The sequence below is a fragment of the Rhizobium sp. RAF56 genome, from assembly GCF_052113965.1.
Taxonomy (GTDB): Bacteria; Pseudomonadota; Alphaproteobacteria; order Rhizobiales; family Rhizobiaceae; genus Rhizobium.
Genome location: NZ_JBFRDU010000043.1, coordinates 12,767 through 30,137 on the forward strand (window position 1 = coordinate 12,767; position 17,371 = coordinate 30,137).

General features: G+C 58.0%; 10 protein-coding genes and 2 pseudogenes. 2 read left to right on the forward strand and 10 right to left on the reverse strand.

The features are described from left to right. Nucleotides 1–96: 96 nt before the first annotated feature. Nucleotides 97–461 (reverse strand): annotated as a pseudogene (locus AB4048_RS24855) (SDR family oxidoreductase); the annotation flags it as partial. A gap of 292 nt (nucleotides 462–753) precedes the next feature. Between AB4048_RS24855 and AB4048_RS24860 the strand changes: the two are divergent. Next, on the forward strand, nucleotides 754–1,251 hold the full coding sequence (locus tag AB4048_RS24860) for a cupin (RefSeq protein ID WP_442204666.1): 498 nt from the start codon (nucleotides 754–756) through the stop codon (nucleotides 1,249–1,251). A 191-nt stretch (nucleotides 1,252–1,442) separates the two neighbouring features. Here the strand turns inward: AB4048_RS24860 and AB4048_RS24865 are convergent, their stop codons facing one another. Continuing rightward, nucleotides 1,443–2,084 (reverse strand): UdgX family uracil-DNA binding protein, encoded by a 642-nt coding sequence (locus tag AB4048_RS24865; RefSeq protein WP_442204667.1) that lies wholly within the window; start codon nucleotides 2,082–2,084, stop codon nucleotides 1,443–1,445. A 210-nt stretch (nucleotides 2,085–2,294) separates the two neighbouring features. Here AB4048_RS24865 and AB4048_RS24870 point away from each other — a divergent pair. After that, nucleotides 2,295–2,604, forward strand: a pseudogene (locus AB4048_RS24870) (plasmid stabilization protein). Between the two features lie 161 nt (nucleotides 2,605–2,765). On the opposite strand, the gene AB4048_RS24875 reads toward AB4048_RS24870, so the two are convergent. The 8 genes from AB4048_RS24875 to AB4048_RS24910 all read right to left on the reverse strand — a co-directional run bounded on the left by AB4048_RS24875 (nucleotide 2,766) and on the right by AB4048_RS24910 (nucleotide 17,276). After that, nucleotides 2,766–4,553, reverse strand: a complete 1,788-nt coding sequence (locus tag AB4048_RS24875) for a thiamine pyrophosphate-requiring protein (protein WP_442204668.1) — start codon at nucleotides 4,551–4,553, stop codon at nucleotides 2,766–2,768. 65 nt (nucleotides 4,554–4,618) lie between these two features. Continuing rightward, complete coding sequence (locus tag AB4048_RS24880) at nucleotides 4,619–5,233, reverse strand: flavodoxin family protein (RefSeq protein ID WP_442204669.1); 615 nt, start codon at nucleotides 5,231–5,233, stop codon at nucleotides 4,619–4,621. Nucleotides 5,234–5,644: 411 nt separating this feature from the next. Continuing rightward, nucleotides 5,645–6,739 carry a flavodoxin family protein gene (locus tag AB4048_RS24885; protein ID WP_442204670.1) on the reverse strand — a complete coding sequence of 365 codons (1,095 nt, stop codon included), beginning with the start codon at nucleotides 6,737–6,739 and terminating at the stop codon, nucleotides 5,645–5,647. Nucleotides 6,740–7,284: 545 nt separating this feature from the next. Beyond that, on the reverse strand, nucleotides 7,285–9,525 hold the full coding sequence (locus AB4048_RS24890; protein WP_442204671.1) for a glycosyltransferase: 2,241 nt from the start codon (nucleotides 9,523–9,525) through the stop codon (nucleotides 7,285–7,287). Then, nucleotides 9,522–12,758, reverse strand: coding sequence for a glycosyltransferase (locus AB4048_RS24895; RefSeq protein ID WP_442204672.1), 3,237 nt, complete (start codon nucleotides 12,756–12,758; stop codon nucleotides 9,522–9,524). The genes AB4048_RS24890 and AB4048_RS24895 overlap by 4 nt, the downstream gene beginning before the upstream one ends. Further along, on the reverse strand, nucleotides 12,751–15,105 hold the full coding sequence (gene glf / locus AB4048_RS24900) for a UDP-galactopyranose mutase (protein WP_442204673.1): 2,355 nt from the start codon (nucleotides 15,103–15,105) through the stop codon (nucleotides 12,751–12,753). The genes AB4048_RS24895 and glf overlap by 8 nt, the downstream gene beginning before the upstream one ends. Before the next feature lie 65 nt (nucleotides 15,106–15,170). Beyond that, nucleotides 15,171–16,316 (reverse strand): glycosyltransferase, encoded by a 1,146-nt coding sequence (locus AB4048_RS24905; RefSeq protein ID WP_442204674.1) that lies wholly within the window; start codon nucleotides 16,314–16,316, stop codon nucleotides 15,171–15,173. Nucleotides 16,317–16,409: 93 nt separating this feature from the next. Beyond that, nucleotides 16,410–17,276, reverse strand: a complete 867-nt coding sequence (locus AB4048_RS24910) for an SDR family oxidoreductase (RefSeq protein WP_442204675.1) — start codon at nucleotides 17,274–17,276, stop codon at nucleotides 16,410–16,412. Between the last annotated feature and the right edge of the window lie 95 nt (nucleotides 17,277–17,371).

Below are 17,371 nucleotides of genomic sequence, written 5' to 3' on the forward strand. Positions count from 1 at the left end.
CCCGGCCACAAGGGCTGGATCGGGATGATGGTGCGCCAGAGACTGAGCGGCGCCTGATCAACTGGCGGACTACGAGAAAGTTCCGGCAGCTCGTGCCTAGTACCCGCCTACGATAGGCAGGATCTCACCGGTGATGTAGCTGTACGTCTGCGGTGACGCCAAGAACACATACGCCGGCGCAATCTCTTAAGGTTGGGCGGCTCGATTCACTGGCGTTTGCGATCCGAATTTCGGCCACGTCTTCGGCTTGCTTGTCGGAAGGATTGAGCGGCGTCCACACCGGTCCTGGCGTTGAAGCGAATGTCCTTCGCCGGCGAGGGCTCGCGTGAAGGCATGGATGCCACCCTTCGTTATTGAATAGTCAAGCAGTTCCTTCGACCCCTCAAGACCTGTGACGGACCGGTGTTGGTGATGGCCGATCCGTTCTTCAGATTCGGAACGGCCACCTTTCGCCACATAAATCCTTCCAAAGAATCCGCCGGTACTTCTTGATGTCGCTATGGCATTGGGAATCTCCCTGAAATCCGGAACTCATCTTCCGCCAACGGGCGCGATCCCGATCGCCGTGCGCACGAAACAAAAGTGTGCGGCGCGCAGTTAACAAGGCAGCGCTTAGCGGCATAAGCCGATTCACGTGAGGGCCAAAATGCCAATTCTTGAGAACATCAAGGAGTTTATCGAACGCGGTACCGGATTGGCCGTCCTGGCGGACAGAAGGCGACGCAACTTGGGCGCACCAGAAAACCGCGCGCAGTGCTGTTCACCGACGACGGCCTTGTACCGAACCATCCGCGATGGCCGCTGATCATCTACCGAGCCGCAGTCGAATTTGAGGGCCGGCTCGATCCCGCAGCCGTAATGGAGGATCTGTTCGAGGCTAACGGCTGGGGCGACACCTGGCGCGACGGGATCTACGACTATGTGCACTACCACTCTCGGATCCACGAAGCGCTTGGCGTCGTGCGAGGAACGGCGCGCGTCCGGTTCGGCGGTAGCAAAGGCCCGATCTTCAAACTGAAGGCCGGGGACGTCGCAATACTCCAGACGGGAACAGGCCATCAGCGCCTATCCGCGGACGACCCGTTCCTGGTTGTCGGCGCCTATCCGGCGACGGGCAAGTATGACGAATGCACGGGCGTAGAGGAGCGCTCGCGGGCCCTGAAGACCATTCCAAAAGTGCCTCGGCCGCGAAAGGATCCGGTCTACGGGTCAAGCGGCCCTCTACGCTCTCTCTGGTCGAACGATAAGTGATGGGTCTGCCAAAAGGACGCAGCCCTTGACGCCGCCGAAGTTCGCGGCGCAACTCCTCGACATTGCGGTAGAGACAAATACAGCGCAGGCGCTGCAGCCGCACCCAAACTATCGAACCCTTGACGGGTCGCTCCTGCAAAAATACGCAGTGGCCGCGACACGGTCGCGCCAAACACGATTGCCGAATGAGTTCACACGGAGACAACCGTCGAGATTTGCTTCAGATCCTCGATGAATAGTCTCTTGTTGAGTTGGGCCTCCTCTCTGTCCCGTATCCGAAGCAAGTATGAAGGATGGATTGTGATCAGGACCGGAAGGCCGCTCGGCGAATCCAGTGTTCTTCCTCGCTCTTTCTTCAATCCGATCGAGCTGCCTAACAAGGATTGCAGCGCAGTGGCTCCGAGCGCAACGATAAGTTCGGGCTTCAGCACGTCGATCTCGCCGCCCAACCACCATGCACATCGCTGGATTTCGCCGGCGTTCGGCTTCGCGTGAAGACGACGTTTGCCGCGCTGTTCAAACTTGAAATGCTTGACTGTGTTCGTCACGTAGCAAAGCGAGCGATCGACGCCCGCCGCGGCCAGGCACTCATCCAGGATCGTGCCTGCGGGTCCGACGAATGGTCTGCCTGCAATATCCTCTTTGTCCCCAGGCTGCTCGCCCACGAGCATCACCTTCGCTTGAGCGTCCCCCTCTCCAAACACGGTTTGCGTTGCGTTCCTATAAAGATCGCAGCGTTCGCAAGACTCCGCCTGATGGCGCAGGTCCAAGAGGGAGCGGCCTTCCGCGTGCGATTCCTGGAAGGCTACCGGATAAGCTGCCTGTGTCGGCATGAGGGGTTACTCCGTCAATCCTGGGAGCGAAAACCTCTGCGCGAAAGGAATGTTCCCCGCAGCGGATCGTCTGAATTTGTCGATGTGGCCTCTCGCGGAAGTCGCATTGACGCATCGAGGGGCCGAGCTCGCGTTTCGGCGCGCGGCCATGGGAACATCTGAGCGCAATCGCAGTTTTGTTTTCTTCACGAGATTAAAAGGAGACTATCGATGCCCCAAGGTGACAAGTCCGCTTACACCGATAAACAAAAACGCAAGGCCGAGCATATCGAGGAAGGATATGAGCATCGCGGCGTCGGCGAAAAGGAAGCCGAGCGCCGTGCCTGGGCAACGGTCAATAAGGAACGGCGGAGGCAAGAAGTCCGGCTCGGGCCGTGGCCACGCTGAAAACCATTCATCCTCCGAAAAAGGCGGCCGGAAGGGTGGTGCTGCTGCATCACGATCGAAGGAGGAGCGATCCGCCTCTGGCAAGAAAGGCGCCGCGACAAGGAAACGCAACGAGCAGCGAGCTCATCACTGACAGTGTAACCACGGGTTTTAGGGCCGGTGGCTGACGGCGCTTCCCTGATGCTCCGAGGAGTAATCTTTGGAAGGGAAGTGAAGACATCGCTGGGAAGGGACCCTCAACGCTATGGGGTGGTTTCGAGCAAGCCGGCTTCGGGCCGCTGAAAACACTCGGACCTACTTCTTGTAGGGCAGAACCGCGCTGATCAACTGTCGGATAGTGCCGCGAATGACACCGCGGCCGGCCGGGTCCCCCTTTGCCAGAGCAGCAGTGAGGTTTTTGACTTGATCGAACGTAAGATGAGGTGGCAGCGGCGGCACCTCCGGATCAGTCTTAACTTCCAACACCACTGGGCGGCTGGCTGCCAAGGCTTCGTCCCAGGCGGCGCCCAGGTCCTCCGGGTTGTCTACGTAGATGCCTTGAAGGCCGATCAATTCTGCGAAGCGGTGGTATGGGACGTTTGGAATTTGTTGAGACGCGTCGAACTTCGGATCGCCCTCCATCACCCGCTGCTCCCAGGTGACCTGGTTCAGATCCTCGTTATTGAACACGCAGATCACAAAGCGCTTGTCCTCCCAGCGGTGCCAGTACTTCGCCACCGTGATCAGTTCGGCCATGTTGTTCATCTGCATGGCGCCGTCGCCTACCAGACCGATCACCGGTCTTTCGGGATGTGCAAACTTCGCCGCGATCGCGTAGGGGACCGCTGCGCCCATCGAGGCGAGCCCGCCAGAAAGCGATGCCATCATCCCGGCTCGAATCTTGATATCGCGCGCATACCAGTTGGCGCATGACCCCGAATCGCTCGTCAATATCGCATTGCTGGAGAGCCGAGGCGAAAGCTCCCACGCGACGCGTTGTGGATTGACGGGACAGGCAGCGACGCCAGCCCGCTCCTCCAATAGCTGCCACCATTCTGAGACACCCTTCGCGATCGTTTCCCGCCACTTGCCGCCCTTCTTCTGCTCAAGCAGCGGCAGAAGAGCCTTGAGCGTTTCCGCGGCCTCTCCTACCAAGTCCACGTCCATAGGATATCGTAGGGAAAGCATGCCAGGGTCGATATCGATCTGTACGGCTTTCGCCTGTCCTTCCTCGGGCAGGAATTCGGAGTAGGGGAAACCCGAACCGATCATCAACAGCGTGTCGCACTCGTTCATGAGATCCCAGGAAGGTTTTGTTCCAAGAAGGCCGATGGAACCGGTGACCCAGGGCAGTTCGTCGGGGAGAGCGGCCTTGCCGAGTAGAGCTTTTGCGGCTCCCGCGCCCAGCTTGTCGGCAACCGCAATCAATTCGTCGGTAGCGTTCAACGCGCCGGCGCCGACGAGCATCGCCACGCGGTCGCCGGCGTTCAGAATATCTGCTGCCGCTCGCAGGTCTTCGGCGTGCGGCACGACGCGCGGGGCACGGTAGCCAGGCCCGGAATGAAGCGTTCCATGCGAGCGCGTTGGCTCCTCGTAGGGCATCTCTTGAAGGTCGTTAGGGAGAATGAGAGCCGTAACGGTTCGTTTCGCGATCGCGATGCGAGCCGCCCGGTCGATGAGATGGCGAACCTGCGCCGGCGTCCCTGCCTGAAATGCGAATTCGCGTGCCACGTCCTTGAACAGAGCGGCGAGATCAACTTCCTGCTGATAGTGCCCGCCAAGAGCATCCCGAGCCTGTTGACCCACGATCGCGAGAACGGGTTGATGGTCGGCGCGGGCGTCGTAGAGTCCCGTGATCAGATGCGTGGCGCCTGGTCCGGAGGTCGCAATGCACACTCCGAGCTTTCCGGAGAACTTCGCATAGGCGCAGGCCATGAAGGCCGCCATTTCCTCATGGCGAGCCTGGAGGAAATCGATGTTGTCGCTGGCCCGATTCAGCGCACCGAAGACGCCATTTATTCCATCGCCAGGATACCCGAAGATGTGACGCACGCCCCATTCGTAGAGGCGCGCGATAATGAAATCTCCGACGGTCCTTGTCATTGGACATACCCTCCTCGCGGTTCATTGCTCAAACCCGCTATTAGAGAGCTAGTTCCACCCAGCTTCTAATCGTTACCGGGATAGGCCTGCTCGTCGAGCAGTGTCGCTAGGTGCACCGCATTGCGAGCGAGCATCTCTATCGACTGGGTCACAACGTCGGGGACCTTCTTCAGGTCGGCAAAGTTGACGCTGCCCATGGCTTCGCCAACCCAATAGGCGACCGCATTGGCGGCGATGGTAAAGCCGACGTCATTCAGTGCCTGGTAGAGTTCAGCAGAGACATGGTGCGCGCCATCCTCGTTTCCGACGACCGCAACGGCGGCTACCCGTCCATAGGATACCATTCGGCCCTCGTCGTCCGTCTCTTCAAGAAATGCATCCATCCGCTCGAGCGCACGCTTTGCGACGCTTGAGGGCTGCCCCAGCCAGATCGGTGTGCCGAGGACCAGAATGTTCGCGTCGAGGATCTTCTTGCGAATGCCGGGCCACTCGTCTTTAGGGCCTTCGTTGGATTTGACCCCCGGTAAGACATTGAAATCCGCCAAGCGGATGATTTCCGTCTTCACGCCCTGGCTCTTTAACCCAGTTGCGATCAAATCGAGCAACCGCTCTGTCGAGGAGACTTCGCCGCGAGTTGTCTTGAGGGTGCCGTTAAGGGCAATCGCTTTAAGAGCCGTCATGAATTTCTCCTATCGGTCAGGTCGACTTCGTGAGCTGACCTAGCGCGTGCCAGGCCGCTATGCCCGAACGCGCAAACCGCTTCGATGTTCGCCTGCACAGCGACGGAAGCCGCATGCCAGAAAGGCGTCTAAAACACACCGTCGTTGATGATCTGGGACGTGTTCCGCTGGAGCAAACAGCACGCGCCGAGATTTCTCAGCGGCAAGTAACTGAGGAAATCCAATGAAAAAGCTTCTGATCTGCGGCGTTTCAACCTTGGTGGCGAAGGCACCCGGCTAGATCGGAAAACGCACCCCAGGATTCCGTCGACGTAAAAGAATGGGAGCGCGGGTTGCATCCACTGCCGGCTCAGGAAACAAACTTAGCCAACCCTCAGAGGGAGAAGACAGTCCTAGCGAGCTGTCTAGCTGTTACTTCACTCTCGCCTGTCTGAGGCGGGATCCAGCCGCTACCTGTCGGCCTTCCCGCTTTGCCAGGACGCTCTCGTGCAATGTCCGGGCGGCGTTCCGGACTTCCTGCTGGATCGCTTCGTCCCTCTCGAAAGCCGGATGGTTGGTGGCATACGGCTCCCAATATCCGATATAGCGATCGACCTCTGCCAAGGCCCCGGCCGGGAGGAGTTCCATGGACTTTAGCCAATCGGAGACGCCACGCCGGACATTCTCCACGCCCTCGGTGTCTCCATGGACGATCACCGAAAAGAGCCGACCTTCGAGATGTTTTGGATATTCCCATCCCTTCATCTCGATTTCTTTTGCTTCCTTCGCATGCTTGCCATGGGTGCTGCTCGGATCCGGATTGCCGCCGTCGGCGCAGACTAGCCGATCGATCATCAGCTTCAGTGATGAAGATGTCTGGTACCAGTTCACCGGCGTCACGATCATAATGCCATGGGATTCCACCCACATCGGATAGATATCGTTCATCCAGTCGTGGATCTGGCCGAGTGAATGGTTTGGGTAGCACGAGCAGGGCCAATGACAGAGTGCGGCGGAAGTCGAAAAGCACGCTTTGCAAGGATGAATATGGCGACCGTATTCCGAAGCAATCCGACTGAGGTCCAGGACATTGACGCTTGTTCCAGGATCCTGTTCGAGCACCTGCCTTGCGATCTCGACCATCCGATAGCTTTTCGATAGTTCGCCGGGGCAGGTGTGCTCACTGCGCGACGATCCGTTGATCAGCAGGAACCGAAAAGGACCGTTCTTATCTTCGTGCCTTGCCTGCGCTTCGTTGATCGCTTGTCGCGCAGCCAGCCAGTCACTCGACAGCGCGTACTCTGGGTCCGCAAAGCCGGGGCCTGCCCTTCGGGTCTGCGGGCTTTTGCGGGAGTGGGCATACGCATCCCAGGCCGCGTCGGCTACCTTCTCAAGTTCGACCTTGAGAGGTTCATATGCGGGGTCTCGAAACTGATTGAGGAACCTCTTTCTGAACTCAGCCTCCTCCAATCGGGGACTCGGGCTACCTTTTCTCGGCTCAAGATCGCTGTTTGGCTCGTTCGACATCGGCGTCATTCCGCGAAATATAGTGGCAGGAACAAACTGCCCGACCTATGTCAAAGCGCGGGCGGCTAAAACATGTAAAGGCCTCCAACCCGAACGAAGTTCCGAGTTGTCAGTCGCCATGCCCAGTAACGTGGCTCGTGCTCTCATCTTCGCATTGCTATCGAACCGATTCGGCGTTTGGAGCTGACGCCGTTTCCAGTCGATTGCGAGAGGGTCTGGAACGGTGCAAGGAGCAATTGCGCGGCCTTTGGAGCAGGAGACCTTCGTCTACGAACTTGGTTTCGGCATCGAGGACGAAGAAACCCCATCAGAGATAGACTGGTCGAAATCACGCGCGGATCGAGAATGACTGTCTGGATGATGGATTTCGCGCACCCGCAGACGCCGGCCAACGGCAGGCGGTTCGTCGTCATCTCCGGGTCCTTCGGCTCGCGCTATTGCCTTGGCGGGCTCGCTAATCTTGGATGGTGGATCATCGTCTTCTCTAATGTTTGCAACACAGGGAGCTCGCGAAGGATTTGGCGACGATTTGGGCTGATGAAAATTCACGCTTCCCTTCTTTCCTGTATCGCCGCTAGCAAAGGGCCGAAAGCCGCTCGCTCAGAGCCGCTGGTTTCGGCGGAAAGTAGCCCGTTCGAACACGGCCGGTTGTCGTCCCAGCCGGGATGGTTCACGATCGGATACAGACATAGCCCTTCCAGAGGCACTCCACGACGCATCGCTTCTATGGCCTGTTCGTTTACATACTTGAACCACGAGGCGCGTCGATCGCCCTCGATTCCAGTTTCCGAAATTAATATTGGCTTGCCGTATAGCGCAAAAGTCTCAACCAGAATTCTGCTGAGTGGCTTGTAAAGCGGATGACCGACATCGATGGTCGGTCCCCCATGAATCCATTGGTTATTAAAATAGTAGTTCACGCCGACGATATCGAGAAAACGTTCGTTGCCGCCGATTTGGGGCCACATCCTCCCCGCGATTAGGTCCCACGCCTGATATTGCGACAGGCGGTGTCCCTGGGCAATTACCGTGTCTTCGGGCCGCGAAGGATCGGCAATGACATTTATCGCCGGCTCGCAGTGCACGAACCGTGCCCTTGCATCCACGGAAAGCACGGCATCCATGGCTGCTATAGCGGCACGGGCAAGCTGCACCTTGAGCTCGAATCCACGCCCCCTGGCGAACGGATTGACATAGCCAGCATCGCCTCCAGCCCACGAGAAAAACGAAATCTCGTTCACCGGGCAGTAAAATGGAATGTCGTCGGACTCCTCGCGCACTAGCTTGGCGGATGCACGGGCGAACCGAGCGAAACGATCAACAAAGCATGGCGACCAGATGTCGAGAGCGTCTGGCCAGCCATAATGCATCAGGTCCCAGACAACCTGCGTCTTTGCTGCCGCGGCTGCCCGGATCATCGGGCGAACGCTTGACCAGTCGTAGTCGCCTGACTTTTCAATCAGGTGCCATCGAAATCCGTCGCGGACAGTGCGTATGCCGAGGCCTTGAAGTTGACGATAGTCCTCCTCGGCATGGAGATCGTGTCGAGTGGCGGCGATCAAATCCAAGCGACGTCCCTCCGTCTCACCTTCCCTCGGCCGCAGACGGTGGGTCGAACATTCGAAACCGCCCTGTATAAACGACCGAAACACCCCGGTCGCATGAGCCTCCTTGGGCTCTTGAAGGACGTCCGTTAACAGCCGTTCCCATTGGGGCAAAACCGCATCAACGGAATATGTTTTCTCGACCTTGCGCCGCAATTCCTGGCCAAGTGCCTTCCTACGCAGCGGAGCGTCGATCAGCGACACCAACTGCTCGGCTACGGTAATAGCATCGCCGTGGGGGACGAAGATTCCTGAGACCATGTTTTCTATCTGCTGCAGCGCGCCATTGTCGGGCGTCGCAATCACAGGCAGAGCGGCTGCGCCGGCCTCTGCTATAACATGGGGCATACCCTCTCCTCGCGAAAGCCAGACAAAGATGTCAAGCGCGGCCAATAGGGCGGGGACATCCTTGCGATCACCTAGAAATCGAAGCACGTCGCCCAGCCCGAGCCCTTTGCTCAGAACTTTGAGCTGCTCCGCATACTCGGGCAGAAAGGCGTCCGGCCCCCCGACAATCAGGAACCGCGCATTCTTCCTGCTAGCGCGCACGATCGAGGCAGCCTTTATAAAATCTTCCACGTTCTTCTTAGGGTCGAGCCGACCAACCCAGCCAATTAGGGTTTGATCTTCGGTAATGCCGAGAGCCGCTCGTGTTGGCCCCCGCTGGTTCGGGTTAAACGCAGATAGATCAACCATGGAAGGGATCTCAAGCGAGTGGTCCTCGCGGCCGGGCATAAGCGATGCGGCGGCGTCACGGATGGAACGGCAAACTCCGACGTAACGCCTCGTCAAGTGCTTGGGACCCGCAAGCGCTTCCTGAACAAGGCCGCCATGCTCAATAAGGGGAGGGCGAAGATGCAGCCGCTCCAGGGCAGGATAGATGTCCGCAACGTTCTGGCAGGAGATTATAACGTCGTAGATTGGAATTTTCCCCATCAGATACTGGACAGTGTCTTCGAACGACAGTTCGTATGGGGTTGTATCTACGTCGATTCCTAACGAACGAAGCTGCTCGTGTGTCTGCTCAGGCATTCCGGCCTTTTTGAAGCAAACGACGACCTCGATACGATAGCGTCGCCGGTCGAGATTTTCAGCGAGCAGACGCACCTCGGTTTCCTCGCCGCCAACGACAAGCCACGCAAATACAAAAAGGATTCGGACTGGCGATTCTTCGATCGTCATTCGCGCACCTTGAACACCACCTGCAGGAAGTCGGGTCGATTTTCGATCAGATTGGCAAGAAAAGATGGCGCCTCCTCCATCGGGACGATGTGTGTGATCATCTGCTCGCGGATCTGAGCACCCTCTGCGGCGAGTAGAACCATCGTCGCATCGGCAAGCCTTCGCCTATTCCAGCGGGCGGCGAGTTCTCGTGGGACGCGATTGATCTGGGCACAGCGAATATTGAGGCCGTTATGATGAAATTCCTCACCTAGCCGCAATGCATCGGCGCCCTCCTGATAGAAGGCAAGGTCGATCACCGTGCCCTGCGGTCTTAGAGCCTTAAGCGCCGCGTGAAGGCTACTAGCGTATGCACGCGTCTGGAAGGCGAGGTCGGCGCCGCGATCCGTCGCACCGTCATGCCAACGCGCCTTGACGTGCTGCCAGGCCTGATCCTCCGTCATCGCGCAAAAGCCCATGGCCTCTGCCTTACCGCGTCGAAACGCCGACGGATCGGCGATCAGCACATCTGGCGCCCCGAGCGATCGTGCAAACAGCGCCGTCATCAGGCCCACGGTTCCTGCACCCAGGACAACAATTCGCCGGTCGGCGACGCCCGCTCCGAGCGCGGAGACATTTGCCCCAAATGCTTCGGCGTCGGCGTGGAGGATACCGTTAGCGGCAATCGGTCCCATCTGGGCGACAAATATGCCGAGGAGCGGGTCCATTTCCTCGGGAATTGGGATCAGTAAATCCTTAGAGGGATCCGCTGTATGGCCGGTCTTGTGGGCGTAGGTGGTCGCCAGAACCGCGCCTTCGGCAAAACCAGGCGCGCGGGACTCTGATACCCGTGCGACCTCCATGTAGCCAAGGAAAGGAACCGGGTAAGTCAAATCTGGCTCATTTCCTATAAAGACGCCGCGCGAGGCGTCGAACCGAGATCTGAAGTAAGGATTGGTGTTCTTAAAGAACGTAAGCTCCGTGCCGGCGGACAGCCCCGTGAACAGCGTGTCCAATCGCAATTGTCCTTCCTCTGGAGGACCCTCGTCATACTCGAAAAAGTAGGCGCGGCCGGGCGCCTCGATGCCGAGCGATCGTACCTTGCGATAGCCGGGCGCGGGCTCTTCGGTACCGGGAAGGTAGGGCTGGATCTGCAAGGGTGCGGGCTCGGCTCGTCTCAAGTCGGTTGGCTCGAGGTGGACCGCCGCTCCACTGCGGGCAGAAGCTACCACAGCTAAGGCAACCCGGTGCGTAGCAAGGGCATCATTGTAGGGACACCGAATCCGATTTTCGTTTCCTCGTACCGCATCAATAAAATCGCGATCCTCCCGCCAGACAGGGTCGCCTTCTGCCCTACGAACAGGCCTTCCCCGACCAACATCGACCATGATGTCACGGTCGGTTAGCTCGATCGCAAGGCGATCGGCAAAGATGTGTAATCCGACGCGGTGGTTCCAGCCGAGAAGGCATGTCGAGGCGATGTTGGCAACCGCTCCTGTTTCAAAGGTAAGACTTGCGGTTGTGACTGTCGGCACGTCAAGCCCAGGATATTCTGGTCTATCCTTGTGGCCTTTGCGACCGTAAACCTCCGCTACCTCTCCGACTAGGAACCGCGCGAGGTCAACGAGATGGGTAGCCTGCTCGACCATCTGCCCGCCCGATTTGTCCGCCTTCCACCACCATTCCGGTGGGGGCGTCGAGTCCAACCAGTATCCCGATAGTAACTGTGCCGGATTGACGGCGAGCAGGGCGCGCGCCTCGTCTACTATGTCGAGATAGCGCCAGTGATATCCGACACCAGTGATGAGTTTGGCCTTCGAAACCGCTGCAGCGATTTCTTCCGCCACATCAAGTCCGAGTGAAACAGGTTTTTCCACGAAGAAGGGAATTCCGCGTCGGATAAGATCAAGCTCTGGTTCCCCGTGCGCGAATGGGGGTATGCATACGTACACAGCATCGAGCTGCTGCGTCTCGAGCATTTCCTGGTGATGAGCGAAGGATTTCGCTCCGAAGCGCGTCGCGGCCTCATCAGCGCGGCGAAGATCGGGATCGGCAAATGCCGTGAGCTCGACGTCTTCGAAGTCAGCGAGAATGTCCAAATGCCGGCGGGCGATGCCGCCGACGCCGATGAAGCCCAGCCGTGTTTTCTGCATGGAACCAGTCCTTTGAATTTTTGACACGGCCAAGAACCGCTCATAAACGGCCCCAGTCTCCGCGGCCATCCGATCGGCGGAAAAGTTGAGTTCGAAACGGCCAAGGGCGACGCTTGCCGCTGCCATCAGTTGGCGGGGGTCCCTCAACGCCAAGTCGACAATAGAGGCCATCGAGGCCGGATTGCCGGGTTCGGCAAAGTACAGATAGTCTTCCCCGAGCGCATCCACCGCTCCACCAATCCGTGTTGCGACAACAGGAAGACCTAGCGACATTGCTTCCAAAACAGCCAGCGGTAGCCCTTCAAAAAGCGATGGAAGGACGAAGAGATCCGCGACACGCATGAGTTCCGCTACATCGCTGCGCTGTCCTAAGAACCGAACCTGTTTGAGCACGCCCAAATTCGACGCCAGATCGCGAACGTGCTCTTCCTCCGGACCTGAACCAACAAAAACCAAAACAACTAGGGGATATAAATTCAGAATATCCGGCAAAGCGCGGATCAAGGAGGCGTGGTCCTTTTGCTCAGTGAAACGGGCGACTGTGAGCAAGATGGTTTTTGCCGCCAGTCCGAGTTCCTGCCTTAGGGCAGGAGCAGATCCGATCGGTCGATGCGGCAGGATGCCATTTCGTATGACCGTCAGGCCCGACGCAGCAACACCCGCTTCCAAGTAGGTTCTCAAGGAGGATTCAGAAACGACTATGATGTGCGCCAGCCTGCGCGTCTCCCGCCGATAGTCGTCGATCTGCTCCGGGTCTGTAAGAAGATAGGGAAGGTGCTCGGTACGTATGATCGGGACACCACTCGCATCGGCGGCGGCCGCCGCCAGTTCGTGTCCTTCCCACCCGATTCCCGCATGGATGTGCACTATATCGAGGTCGGACTTTGACACCCAATGGCCAAACTCGCGGGCGTTTTCGCTCAGCTTAGCTCGAAAGCCCAACCGCGCGGCACGCGAAAGCAAGCCGGCTCGATCATCGGAGGACGCGATCGTGACATCCCAATGTTCGCTTAGTCCTCGCCCGAGAATGAGCATGTGCTCGCCCATGCCGGATGGATCCGCGCTATCGGTCGCCAAAACGACACGCCGCTTCTCACTCATTGGGAATCCAGGCCCTATTTGCGGCCTTTTTTTGCGTGTCCCGTAGGCGCCGGTACGTAGCCAGTGCCTGAGCCACGACTTGATCCATGTTGTAATATTTATAGGTGCCAAGCCGCCCCACGAACGTTACATCGTCACGCTGGCGACTAAGCAACTCATACCTCTTATAGAGTGCTTGGTTCTCGGCACGCGGAATCGGATAATATGGCTCTCCCTCAGCCCGTGCATACTCGAAGCTTATGCTAGTTTTTGGATGCACCTGTCCGGTCAGATGCTTGTATTCCGTCACGCGGGTATAGGGGACATCGATCGAAGGGTAGTTGATGACCCCCACTGGCAGCCGTCGACGGGAATCGTGGGTCTCGTGGCGAAACTCAAGACTCCGATACGGGAGGCGGCCGAAGCAATAGTCGAAGTATTCATCGATCGGCCCCGTGAAGATCGTATGCCTTGCCAGGCCCTCATGCCGGAGGTCAGCGAAATCGGTGTCGAGCATCACGGTGATGTTGTCGTGATCCAGCATCCGTTCAAACATGCGGGCATATCCATCGCGCGGCATGGCTTGAAAGCTATCCAGGAAGTAGCGGTCGTCGGTATTGGTTCGAGTGGGAATACGGGCAGTCACCGATCTATCAAGTTGAGATGGATCAAGTCCCCACTGCTTGCAGGTGTAGCCTTCGAAGAACATTCGATAGAGCTCAGTACCGACTTGCGAAACAACCGCGTCTCGCGCGGTCGTGACCCGGCCGCAAGGCTCCGCACGGGCGGCAAGGAAATGCCCGGCGTCGTCGTCCGTGGTGAGGTCAAGGTCATAAAGTAGGTTTAAGGTTGTGCGATTGATCGGTATGGGGACTTGCCGCGCGCCAACTTGCGCGAGGACTCGATGCTCATAGGGGCGCCATGTCGTGAACCGGGAAAGATAGGAAACGACGGCCTCACTGTTGGTATGGAAAATGTGCGGGCCGTATTTATGTACAAGTATCCCTGCGTCATTGTAGTGGTCGTACGCGTTCCCGCCGATATGTGCTCTCCGGTCGCAGATGAGAACCGTCTTGCCGCCATCTGCAGCGAGTCGTTCGGCAAGCACAGATCCAGCAAAACCCGCGCCGACGATCAGATAGTCGTAGTTTGCCGACGACCTCGTTGTCCCCAAGCGAAATTTCCCCGGCAGTTCGGTAGGAACGAGTTTTTGCGTCGTGGCCGCTTGCTCGACGAGCGCAGACATTCCGCGGAAGATTACGTCCCACGACGACTGCATAAGCCGCACGTCAACTAGCTTCAGCCAATCCCCGTCCCCGCGAAACATGGCTAAAGCGGCGTCGCAGGCTTCTGCGAAGGCCTGAGGGCCGTTGGCCAGAAAGACGCCGGGTAGGTCACCGTAGCTTTGGACAACGTCGGCGATGTGTGTTGTCACGACGGGGCGACCAGCAGCCAGGTATTCGGGTGTCTTGGTCGGGCTGATAAAGCGCGTTGCAGCATTTTGGGCGAATGGCATTAATGTGCCGACCCAACTCGACAGATATGCCGGTAGATCCCCGTAGGCCTTTTGACCTAGATAGTGAATATTGGCCGCTCGCGGCAATTCGTCTGGCGAAATCTTTACTACGGGCCCGACCAGGACAAAGGAAAAATTCGGCCGGGCCTCGGCGACGTCCCGAATGAGGTCCAGATCAAGCCTCTCGTCAATGACACCACAATAGCCAAACCGAGGCGGGCAAATGGCCGCCTGGTCCTGCGGTTCCGGCATTGGGCTGCGGGCCTTTCGAAAATGATCTGCATCGACACCGGAGGGGAATGCATGGATATTGTCGTGCTGCCGACGTTTGGCCTCATAGAGGCTATGGCCGCCGGTAAACACGACGTCTGCGCGGGCCATCAAGGCTTGCTCCGACGTCGCGAGGGAGGCCGGCGCAAATTTGAAGTTTGCTAGTTCATCCATACAGTCATAGACAACCGCCATGGCGTCGACATGCCGGGCGAATGAAAACATTTGGGGAGTGTAGAACCAAAGTATGGGCCGCTTCGCCCCATGCAGCGCAATCAATTCGTCAAGCAGCAAGCGAAGCGCGGCCTCTCGCTCGGCCTCTTTCCACCAGTGCGGAATGCGCGGGCGAATGGCCTTGACGCGAGTCCCAAAAAAAGGATGGATTTCAAGGTAAGCGAGATGGTGATCGGTAGGGATGAACTCTTCAAAATAGAAAATTTGGCGATCTCGCGAAAAACGCTCCATCAAATGCTGCGGCCTCTGCAGCACGAAATCCCACCGGAGATGGGAAAAGCATATTATGGGAGCTTCGTTGTATTCGCTGGTGTCGGAGAACTGAGGAAGGGTGTTAAGAAGATTCATCGTTACCTCGCGATCATCTTCTGCAAACCTGCCGCGACGATGAATGTTCCTCTGGTTTTTTTGTCTCACGATCGGCCGATGATAGAGGCAAGCCTCCCTACAGTGTGAGGCCAGGTCCAGTTGTCAAGGACTACCGGACGCGGATTGAACGTCGGAAGGTTCGCCATAACCTCGCGGAGACCCTCGGCAAACTGGCTTCCCGAAGCGACGCGTCCGGTTTGCGGCGTAATATATTGCAACCCACAGCTTAGTTGACTGTTCGCCAAGACGGGGATCCCCGCGAGCATGTACTCTGTAAGAATGGCAGGTGCGCCGTCGTTAATTCCGCAAACGACACCAATACGCGCTTGGTTTATCAGCCGGTTCACGTCGTCAAACGAGACTCCCGGAGGCCCGATAAAATCGACATTGATGGCGAGTTCTTTGACTTGCTGACGGAGAGTGTCGCCCATCTCGCCATAGCCGCAGACGCAGAGCGCCCGAAAGGTCCGGGGCAGTTTATTGAGAGCCTCAAAGAGTATGTCATGTCGCTTATATGGCTGCGCAGCCGCGACATAGACGATGTCGTAGACCTTAGGCAGGTTCAGCGGTCTAAAGGTAAGTTCGGATGCAAACTCCGGTCCAATTGGCATGATCGAAGTGCGCATGTTGGGATGTCGCTCGTGCACCGCCGCGGACTGCCACGCGGCACCGGTCAGAATCAGATCAAAATGGCGGCTCACGCTAACGGGCACCCGTAAAGCAGGTGCGTCGATCGAGTTGTAGATCTTGTAGCTGTCACGGCACGCAAGCAATATATCTTCGCTGACCCCAAGGCCCCACACACACAGGATCGAAGGCGGCCCGAATGCTAAGATGTGTCCGAGCATGTCATTTGATGCAAAGGGTGCTTCAGGCCCGTTCATCTGAAACACGCGCCGCGTTAGAAATGGGTCCCCATCGCCTGCTATCAATGGTGCCGCGCCGAAGCGATGCGTCCAGATCTCAGCACACTCGGCAAGGCCGCTCTTAAGAAGGGCAAGCGGCAGCCGTTCCAGGTAACCACCCCGCACCTCGATATATTGGTTGCGATTGGCCGCTCGGGGAGCTGGGCCACGTTTTCCGAGAAGCCATTGTGCGCGAAACCAAGAGACGGATTCAAACCTTGCGCCTTGGCCATCACCTTCTTGGAAATCGCTGATAACGACTATTCGTCGCAATGCTCTCTTCATGGGTCCAACCGGGTTCGGGCGAGGAGATGGGTTGTGCGAGAAAGGATAAAAGGTCGGTAGTCGGGTCCTGAGAGCGTCCGAGCCTTGCCATGCCTAGATCATGATTTCACCACCGGTCACCGGAACCACCGCTCCCGTCATGTAGCTGCCGAGTTCCGAAGCAAGGAGCACGTACGCGCCAGCAAGTTCGGCGGGTTGGCCAGGGCGGCCGATCAATGTCTGCTGGCCAAACTTGGTTACTTTTTCCGCTGGCATCGTTGATGGGATGAGTGGCGTCCAGATGGGGCCGGGCGCGACAGCATTCACCCGAATGCCTTTCTTGGCCAACATCTCCGCCAGCCCCGCCGTGAAGTTCGATATGGCGCCCTTCGTGGATGCGTAGGCGAGAAGATGAGAGGATGGCTGCCGGGACTGGATGGACGTCGTGTTGATGATCGCGCTTCCGGGCTTCATGTGGGGAACTGCCGCCTTCGCCAGGTAGAAGGGCGCGTAGATATTGGTCCTGAATGTTTCGTCCCACTCGTCTCCAGAGATGTCTGCTATGTGCGCATAGGTCCTCTGAAACGCGGCATTGTTGACCAGAACGTCAAGGCTGCCGAGTTCGCTCACCGTCCATTCGACTAGCGCGTTGCAGTGTTCCTCGGACTTGATGTCGCCTGGTATCACGATCGCCGCTCGGCCTGCCTCCTTCACCCATTTCGCCGTGTCCTCGGCATCGGCGTCCTCGTTTAGATAGGAGATCGCTATGTCGGCGCCTTCGCGCGCGAAGGCGATCGCCACCGCCTTTCCAATTCCGGAGTCGGCGCCGGTGATCAGGGCGACCTTTCCCTCAAGTCTACCAGCCCCCTTGTAGCTGTATTCCCCGTGATCTGGGACCGGGTTCATTTCGATCGTCGCTCCCGGTGGTTGCAGGCGCTGTTCCGGAAAAGGGGGCTCAGGTCGGCGTGCTTCATCGGTCATGGCGCTTGCTCCTTGTGAAATCACTCGGAGTCAAACACAGCGGAGCGTCCACAGTTCCCACGGTGACCGCGGACTGTTGGAGATAGTGCTCCTGA